The sequence below is a fragment of the Variovorax sp. JS1663 genome (assembly GCF_002157355.1).
Taxonomy (GTDB): Bacteria; Pseudomonadota; Gammaproteobacteria; order Burkholderiales; family Burkholderiaceae_C; genus Variovorax.
Genome location: NZ_LYMK01000064.1, coordinates 22,853 through 30,023 on the forward strand (window position 1 = coordinate 22,853; position 7,171 = coordinate 30,023).

Below are 7,171 nucleotides of genomic sequence, written 5' to 3' on the forward strand. Positions count from 1 at the left end.
AGGAGACCCAGCCCATGACCAAGCAGCCCCCCGCCACCGCCCGCGCCGTCGTCAGCGGCGTGCAGAAGATGACGCCCTCCGAGGCCTTCGTCGAAACCATGGTCGCCAATGGCGTGACCGACATGTTCGGCATCATGGGCTCGGCCTTCATGGATGCGATGGACATCTTCGCGCCCGCCGGCATCCGGCTGATCCCGGTGGTGCACGAGCAGGGCGCGGGCCACATGGCCGACGGTTATGCGCGCGTCTCCGGCCGCCACGGCGTGGTGATCGGGCAGAACGGCCCCGGCATCAGCAACTGCGTGACCGCCATCGCGGCGGCCTATTGGGCGCACAGCCCGGTGGTGATGATCACGCCCGAGACCGGCACCATGGGCATGGGCCTGGGCGGCTTCCAGGAAGCCAACCAACTGCCGATGTTCCAGGAATTCACCAAGTACCAGGGCCACGTGAACAACCCCAAGCGCATGGCCGAGTACACGGCGCGCTGCTTCGACCGCGCGATCTCCGAGATGGGCCCGACCCAGCTCAACATCCCGCGCGACTACTTCTACGGCGAGATCGAGTGCGAGATCCCGAAGCCGATGCGCGTGGAGCGCGGCTCGGGTGGCGAGAACTCGCTGAACGCTGCGGTCGACCTGCTGGCGAACGCGAAGTTCCCGGTCATCCTCTCCGGCGGCGGCGTGGTGATGGGCGACGCGGTGGAGGAATGCAAGGCCCTGGCCGAGCGCCTGGGCGCGCCGGTGGCCAACGGCTACCTGCGCAACGACTCCTTCCCGGCCGGCCATCCGCTGTGGGCCGGCCCGCTGGGCTACCAGGGCAGCAAGGCGGCGATGAAGCTGATTTCGCAGGCCGACGTGGTGCTGGCCCTGGGCTCGCGCATGGGCCCCTTCGGCACGCTGCCGCAGCACGGCATGGACTACTGGCCGAAGAACGCCAAGATCATCCAGGTCGAGGCCGAGCACACCAACCTGGGCCTGGTGAAGAAGATCACCGTGGGCATCCACGGCGACGCCAAGGCGGTGGCCAAGGCGCTGCTGGCGCGGCTGGCGGACAAGACGCTGGCCTGCGACGCCACCAAGGCCGAGCGCGCCGCGAAGATCAAGGAAGAGAAGGCCGCCTGGGAGAAGGAACTCGACGACTGGACCCACGAGCGCGACCCCTACAGCCTCGACATGATCGAGGAGGCGAAGAAGGAGGGCGGCAAGTGGCTGCACCCGCGCCAGGTGCTGCGCGAGCTGGAGAAGGCCATGCCGCCGCGTGCCATGGTCTCCACCGACATCGGCAACATCAACGCGGTCGCCAACAGCTACCTGCGCTTCGAGGAGCCGCGCAGCTTCTTCGCGCCGATGAGCTTCGGCAACTGCGGCTATTCGCTGCCGACCATGATCGGCGCCAAGCTGGCCGCGCCCGACCGGCCGGCCATCGCCTACGCCGGTGACGGCGCCTGGGGCATGAGCATGGTCGAGATCATGACCTGCGTGCGGCACGACATCCCGGTCACCGCGGTCGTCTTCCACAACCGCCAGTGGGGTGCGGAGAAGAAGAACCAGGTCGACTTCTACAACCGCCGCTTCGTCGCCGGCGAGCTGGAGAGCGAGAGCTTCGCCGGCATCGCCAAGGCCATGGGCGCCGAGGGCATCGTGGTCGACCGGCTGGAGGACGTGGGCCCGGCGCTGAAGAAGGCGGTGGACGCACAGATGAACCAGGGCAAGACCACCGTGATCGAGGTGATGTGCACCCGCGAGCTGGGCGACCCCTTCCGCCGCGATGCGCTGGCCAAGCCCATCCGCTTCCTCGACAAGTACAAAGACTACGTTTGAGCCGGGCTGAAGACAGCCATGGCTTCAGCGGTACTTCAGCTCGCGGCGGAGGCGCCCGCCCATCCCCGGCTCGACGCCCTGGTCGCCCAGGCGCGCGAGCGGGCCAGGGGCCGGCCAGTGCGCGTCGGGCTGGTCCATCCTTGCGATGCGGTGGCGCTGGATGCGGCCGCGCGCATCCGCGACGAGGAGCTCGCGCAGCCGGTCCTGATCGGTCCGCGCGAGGCCATCCTGCGTGCGGGTGACGTTGCTGGCATCGACGCGCTCGGCTTCGAGATCATCGACTGCAGCGACAACGGGCCGGAGAGCGCGCGCCGCGCCGTCGCGATGGCGCGCCAGGGCGTGGTGGGCGCGCTGATGAAGGGCTCGCTGCACACCGACGAGTTGATGTCGGCGGTGGTCGACAAGCACGTGGGCCTGCGCACCGAGACCCGCATCAGCCATCTCTTCGTGTTCGACCTGCCGCGCTACCCCAAGCTGCTCGGGCTCGCGGACTGCGTGGTCAACATCGCGCCCTCGCTGGACGCCAAGCGCGACATCCTGGGCAACGCCATCGCCCTGCTGCGCAAGCTGGACATCGCGCACCCCAAGGTGGGCATCGTGGCGGCGGTGGAGACGGTGAATCCCGCGATCCCGGCCACGGTCGACGCACAGGCCCTGGTCGCCATGGCCCGTGCCGGCGCCTGGCCCGGCGCGGTGGTGGAGGGGCCCTTCGGCTTCGACAACGTGATCTCGGCCGAGGCCGCGCACATCAAGAAGATCGAGTCGCGCGTGGCCGGCGATGCCGACCTGCTGCTGGTGCCCGACCTCAACGCCGGCAACATGCTCTACAAGAGCTTCACCTACATCGGCGGTGGCGAGTGCGCGGGCCTGGTGCTGGGCGCGCGCGTGCCGATCGTGCTGACCTCGCGGGCCGATTCGCTGCCGGCGCGCATCGCCTCGGTGGCGCTGGCCGTGCTGGGGGCGGCGCAGGACTGAGTCGCTCCCCAGTCCCGCGAGCTCAAAGACTCTCGACCATCCGCTGCAGCGCCACCATCCCGGGATCGTCCATCCCGATGGACTTCTCGGCGAACATGCGCGCGCGGCCGATGCGGTTCGGCTTGTCGCGAAAGGCCGCCAGTGCGGCGCACGATGCATCGTCACCCAGCGCAACCGTGCCTACCAAGGGTTCCGCCAGCAGATCATCGATGCGCGCATCCGCCCCGGACAGTTCGTTTCGCAGCGCGAGCTGATGCAGCTGCTGGAGATGCCGCTGGCTGCCGTGCGCGAGCTGGTGCCCCGGCTGGAGGCCGCCGGGCTCATCAAGGCGGTGCCCAAGCGGGGCCTGCAGATCGCCACCGTGGACATGAAGCTGATCCGCAACGCCTGGCAGGTCCGCACGATGGTGGAGCGCGAGGCGGTGATCCATTTCGCGCGCGTGGCCAGCCCCGAGACGATCGCGCGCCTGATCGCCGACCACGAGGCGATCCTGGAACGGGCGCTGAAGCCGACGCCCGACCCCGCGCTCGAGAAGGACGCGCAGGCCGTCGACTGGGGGCTGCACGACATGATGGTCGACGCCATCGGCAACGAGATCCTGTCGGAGATCTACCGCGTCAACAGCCTCCACGTGCGCCTGATCCGCTATGACGCGGATTCGATGCGGCCCGTGCAGGTCGTGCCGGCCATGCGCGAGCACCTCGACTTCCTGCGGGCGCTGGCCGGGCACGATCCCGAGGCGGCCCTGCAGCACATGATGTCGCACATCGAGCACTCGAAGCATCGCGTGCTGGGCGGCATGCTTCGCGTGGGCTCGTAGCCCGCGGGGCGCCGCCGCATGCTTTTCAGGGCGCGCCCGGCTTGATGTTGGAATAGGGCAGGTCGATCAGGTCCTTGCCGGAGAATCCCAACTCCCTGAACTCGTTCTGCACGATCCAGGACATCGTGCCCTTGGCCTTCGCATCCAGATTGGGCGTCTGCTGGATGGCGCGATCCATGATCTCCACGAAACGCTCGACCGTGACCTGCGTCTGGCCCGCCTTGCGCTGTGCGATCGACCATTCCTTCCAGAAATCGTCGAAGGCCTTGTGGGTCGCGCGCGGCAGCAGCACGGTCAGGGCGCCTTCGCGGCTGTAGCCCGGCGTGCCCTTGACCGCGGACGTCGGCGCGTGGTGCGCCGACTGGACGTCCTTGCCGCTGACGCCGGTGGCGGCACGCACCTCGCTGGCGGCGCTGTGCGGCTGCACCTTGAGGTCGACGGCGATGCCTTCGGCATCCGCCACCGCGGCGGCGAGGTCGATCCGCCCCTTGTTGCCGATCCGAGTCGCCTTGCTGAAGCCGAGCTCGCGCCCGATCTGCGCGAACAGGTCGTCGACGGTCTTGTCGATGCCGATCACGCCGCAGCCCTTCGGCTTGCCCGAGAACAGGCACCAGCCGCCCTTGGCGTTGCGGGCGAGGAAGTGTTCCGTTCCCTCGATCTGCACCTCGAGGCTGTAGCCGGACATGCGCGCGGGCCGCAGCTTCGACGGGTTCTTCGTCGCGTCGAGGAGCTCGCGATTGGCCAGGCCGGCAAACTCGCCGCCGAAATCGCCCTTGCCGATGGCCGATTCGATGATCCTTGTCTTCGCCGAGGGGGCGAGCGCGGCGGCGGACGCACCTTCGAGCTTGGCTCCCGCCTCGGCGAGCTCTTCGGCCACGCCCAGTTCCTTGCGTGCCAGGTCGGCCTGCTCGAGCAGCTTTTCCGCGTTGGCTTCGAGCTGGGCGGCCTGCTTCTCCGCCAGCGCGGCTTCTTCGGCACTCGAAACGACCGCCTTGGCATCCATCGCCGCACGCGATGCGCGCAGCCGGCGCAGGTTGGCGAACAGCTTCCACCCGCCCTGGACCATCTGTGCGACGCCGACCACGGCGATCACCAGCTTGATCTTCTCGCTGGCATCGATGATCGCCGGTCCCCAGTTCGGGAACCACTTGCGGATGTTGAGCTTGTTCTCGTCCACGATCAGCGTCGCCACCGAGGCGATCTGAACGCCATAGGCGAGCACGCGCGCCCCGACCGTTTCCGCACCGACGGGCGTGGCGAGCGAAGCGATGGTGCCCACGTCCTGCAGGAACTTGCGCACGCCGGCATGCTGGTAGGCGATCAGGTCCTCGGCCGTGAGCACGACCAGCCGGTCGTTGTCGTAGTCGTGCACGAGGATGGGTTGATCGGCATCGACCTCGATGCCCCCGGTCATGAGGTTGAGTCGCTCTGACGCGCTCTGCCGCTTGATCTCGGCGAAGCGCGGGTCGGAGTACAGCCCGCCGGTGATGCCGCCGAGGTAGCGGATGCGGTACTTGCCTTTGCCGCTGGGCGTCACGCTGAACACGGCCTTTTGCTCGAAGAAGCCCATCACGTCGTGCCAGGCGAGCTCGGGCGCATCCGCCAGGGCCTTGGCCGACTTGGCGCCGCCTCCCTGCAGCTTGAGCCGCGTCAGGTGCTGGTGCAGCGCGATGTTGTTCTCGCCGTCCACGTCCTTGTCCAGGCGCTCCAGCAGCGGCATGTCGCCGACCTTCTCTTCGCGCAGCCGCTTGACGAACTCGGCCGCCTGTTCCGGCGGAATGTCCTCGAACTGCGCCAGGATCGCGCGCTCCTCGGCGTCGTTGACGAGCGTCCTGGCCACTTGCTCCTTGATCGCCTTGATGCGCGCTTCGATGTCGATCAGCTTGGGCAGCAGGCCGCTGGCGACCGTGAGCTTGACCTCCGGTGTGTAGCCCAGGCTGGCGAAGTCCACGCCTTCGAGGAACACGTCGAATTCCCATCCGCCGCGGAAGACGCTGCCGTCGGTATGGAAGATGTTCCACGTTCGCTTCGGATCTTTCGAGTTCGCGCGCTTGAGTACGTAGTTGCCCGGACCGAAATTCGAAGCGAGCACCGTCAGCTTCCCGTCGTAGGTCTTGCCGCCCGTGGTGTAGAAGCGCGTTCGCCTGGAGCCCGAATCGAGGACGATGGCCTGCACGGTGCCCGGATCGGCCAGCTCGCCCAGTTCGGCCAGACCTTCGAGCGGATCGCCATCGCCGTCCTCGCGCTGCAGGCGTGGCGAGGGGCCGGCCTGCTGCAGCGTGTGCGTCAGTTCGTGCGCGAGCAGGTGGCGGCCGCGCGGATGCCCTGGCGCGAACTCACCGGCGCCGAAGACGATGTCGCGCCCGACCGTGTACGCCCGGGCGCCGACGGCGCGGGCGCTGCGCCCGGCGGACGCGCCGGCGTGGATGCGGACCGAGGAGAAGTCCGCGCCGAAGCGGGTTTCCATCGATCCGCGTGTGCCGGCATCGAGCGGCTGGCCGGGGCTGGAGAGTACTTCGTGCACCGCATCCAGCGCGCCTCCGGCAAGCTCGCCGCCGGCGCGGCCGTTCGCGGGCGGCGGGCCGTGCGAACCGGACTGGGTGTCGAGCGGAACCTTGCTCGGTGTCGACGGCGGCGCGCGGTTGGCCATGACCGAGTCGGCGACGCGATCGGCTTCGCGCTCGAAGAGGTCGTCCGCCGGACCGACCGCGAGGGCGCGCCTTTGCAGTTTTCCCGCGAGCTTGCACCGATCGCAGGTGCCGCCGTCGCTGCTCTTGTTGCCGCACTCGCAGGTCCTCTGCAGCCGCCCGCGTGCCGCCTGCTGCGAACTGTCTTTGGCATTGCCGGACTGGACCAGGGGGGCGAATAGCGCCATGTCGGCTCCCGTTGCTGGCGAACATTGCAAGCTCGATGCCCGGGGGGCCGGCTCGCCCGCGCGGCGTCCGTGCGAAGGGTTCCGGCGCATCGCGACGAGAAAGGGTCGATATCGACCCGGGGCATGGCGGCCCCGGAGGGTCAACGACGCTGCGGTCCTGCTGCTTCCACGAGACAGCCCGGCTTCGGCTCAGGGCTCGGGCTGGTCCGCACCCCTGGCGACCCGCAGCAGGAAACGCGCATAGCGCTCCAGCGCCCGCTGCTCGGCCTGCTCCAGGCAGAGCAGGCCGCGGATGTCCTCGGGGGTGGGGCCGCAGCCGGCTCCGCACATGTGATCGCCCAGCGACTCGATCAACTGCTCGCGCCAGGCGGCCGCCGCGCCATGGCTGCTGGCGAGCGCCAGGCGCAACCTTTCGAGTTCTGCCTCGTCGGACGATGTCATGGCCCACCCCTACCCCTGGCTTGGAATGCTTAAGTACTACTTTTAAGTTAACTCTTTTGCGGGGGTGCCGTCTATAGGCCACAAGCGGTATCGCGAGGCGCTTCATTGTTGCGGGGCGGGCCCGGGCTGCTGCTGGATCGCCTCCTTCGGTTTCGCCCGCGCGCAGGGGCGGGGCCTGACGGTCGACTTATCTGCCAGGCCCGCCCCGCAACAATGAAGCGCCTCGCGATACCGCTT

The 7,171-nt window shown here is 68.6% G+C and carries 6 protein-coding genes; 3 read left to right on the forward strand and 3 right to left on the reverse strand.

What is annotated here, in order from left to right; genetic code table 11:
• The first annotated feature begins 14 nt into the window (after positions 1-14).
• Both xsc and A8M77_RS31770 read left to right on the forward strand, forming a co-directional pair.
• Positions 15-1,823, forward strand: coding sequence for a sulfoacetaldehyde acetyltransferase (gene xsc, locus A8M77_RS31765; RefSeq protein ID WP_086925465.1), 1,809 nt, complete (start codon positions 15-17; stop codon positions 1,821-1,823).
• A gap of 18 nt (positions 1,824-1,841) precedes the next feature.
• Positions 1,842-2,798, forward strand: coding sequence for a bifunctional enoyl-CoA hydratase/phosphate acetyltransferase (locus A8M77_RS31770; protein ID WP_086925466.1), 957 nt, complete (start codon positions 1,842-1,844; stop codon positions 2,796-2,798).
• A 22-nt stretch (positions 2,799-2,820) separates the two neighbouring features.
• On the opposite strand, the gene A8M77_RS31775 is transcribed toward A8M77_RS31770, so the two are convergent.
• A complete protein-coding gene (locus A8M77_RS31775; RefSeq protein WP_192871708.1) occupies positions 2,821-2,985 on the reverse strand; it encodes a DAK2 domain-containing protein in 165 nt (54 codons plus the stop codon).
• Between A8M77_RS31775 and A8M77_RS31780 the strand changes: the two genes are divergently transcribed.
• On the forward strand, positions 2,956-3,618 hold the full coding sequence (locus tag A8M77_RS31780; protein WP_086925467.1) for a GntR family transcriptional regulator: 663 nt from the start codon (positions 2,956-2,958) through the stop codon (positions 3,616-3,618). The genes A8M77_RS31775 and A8M77_RS31780 overlap by 30 nt on opposite strands.
• A 25-nt stretch (positions 3,619-3,643) precedes the next feature.
• Here the strand turns inward: A8M77_RS31780 and A8M77_RS31785 are convergent, their stop codons facing one another.
• Both A8M77_RS31785 and A8M77_RS31790 read right to left on the reverse strand, forming a co-directional pair.
• Positions 3,644-6,493, reverse strand: a complete 2,850-nt coding sequence (locus A8M77_RS31785; RefSeq protein ID WP_238137047.1) for an eCIS core domain-containing protein — start codon at positions 6,491-6,493, stop codon at positions 3,644-3,646.
• 189 nt (positions 6,494-6,682) lie between these two features.
• A complete protein-coding gene (locus tag A8M77_RS31790; RefSeq protein WP_143694845.1) occupies positions 6,683-6,934 on the reverse strand; it encodes a hypothetical protein in 252 nt (83 codons plus the stop codon).
• Between the last annotated feature and the right edge of the window lie 237 nt (positions 6,935-7,171).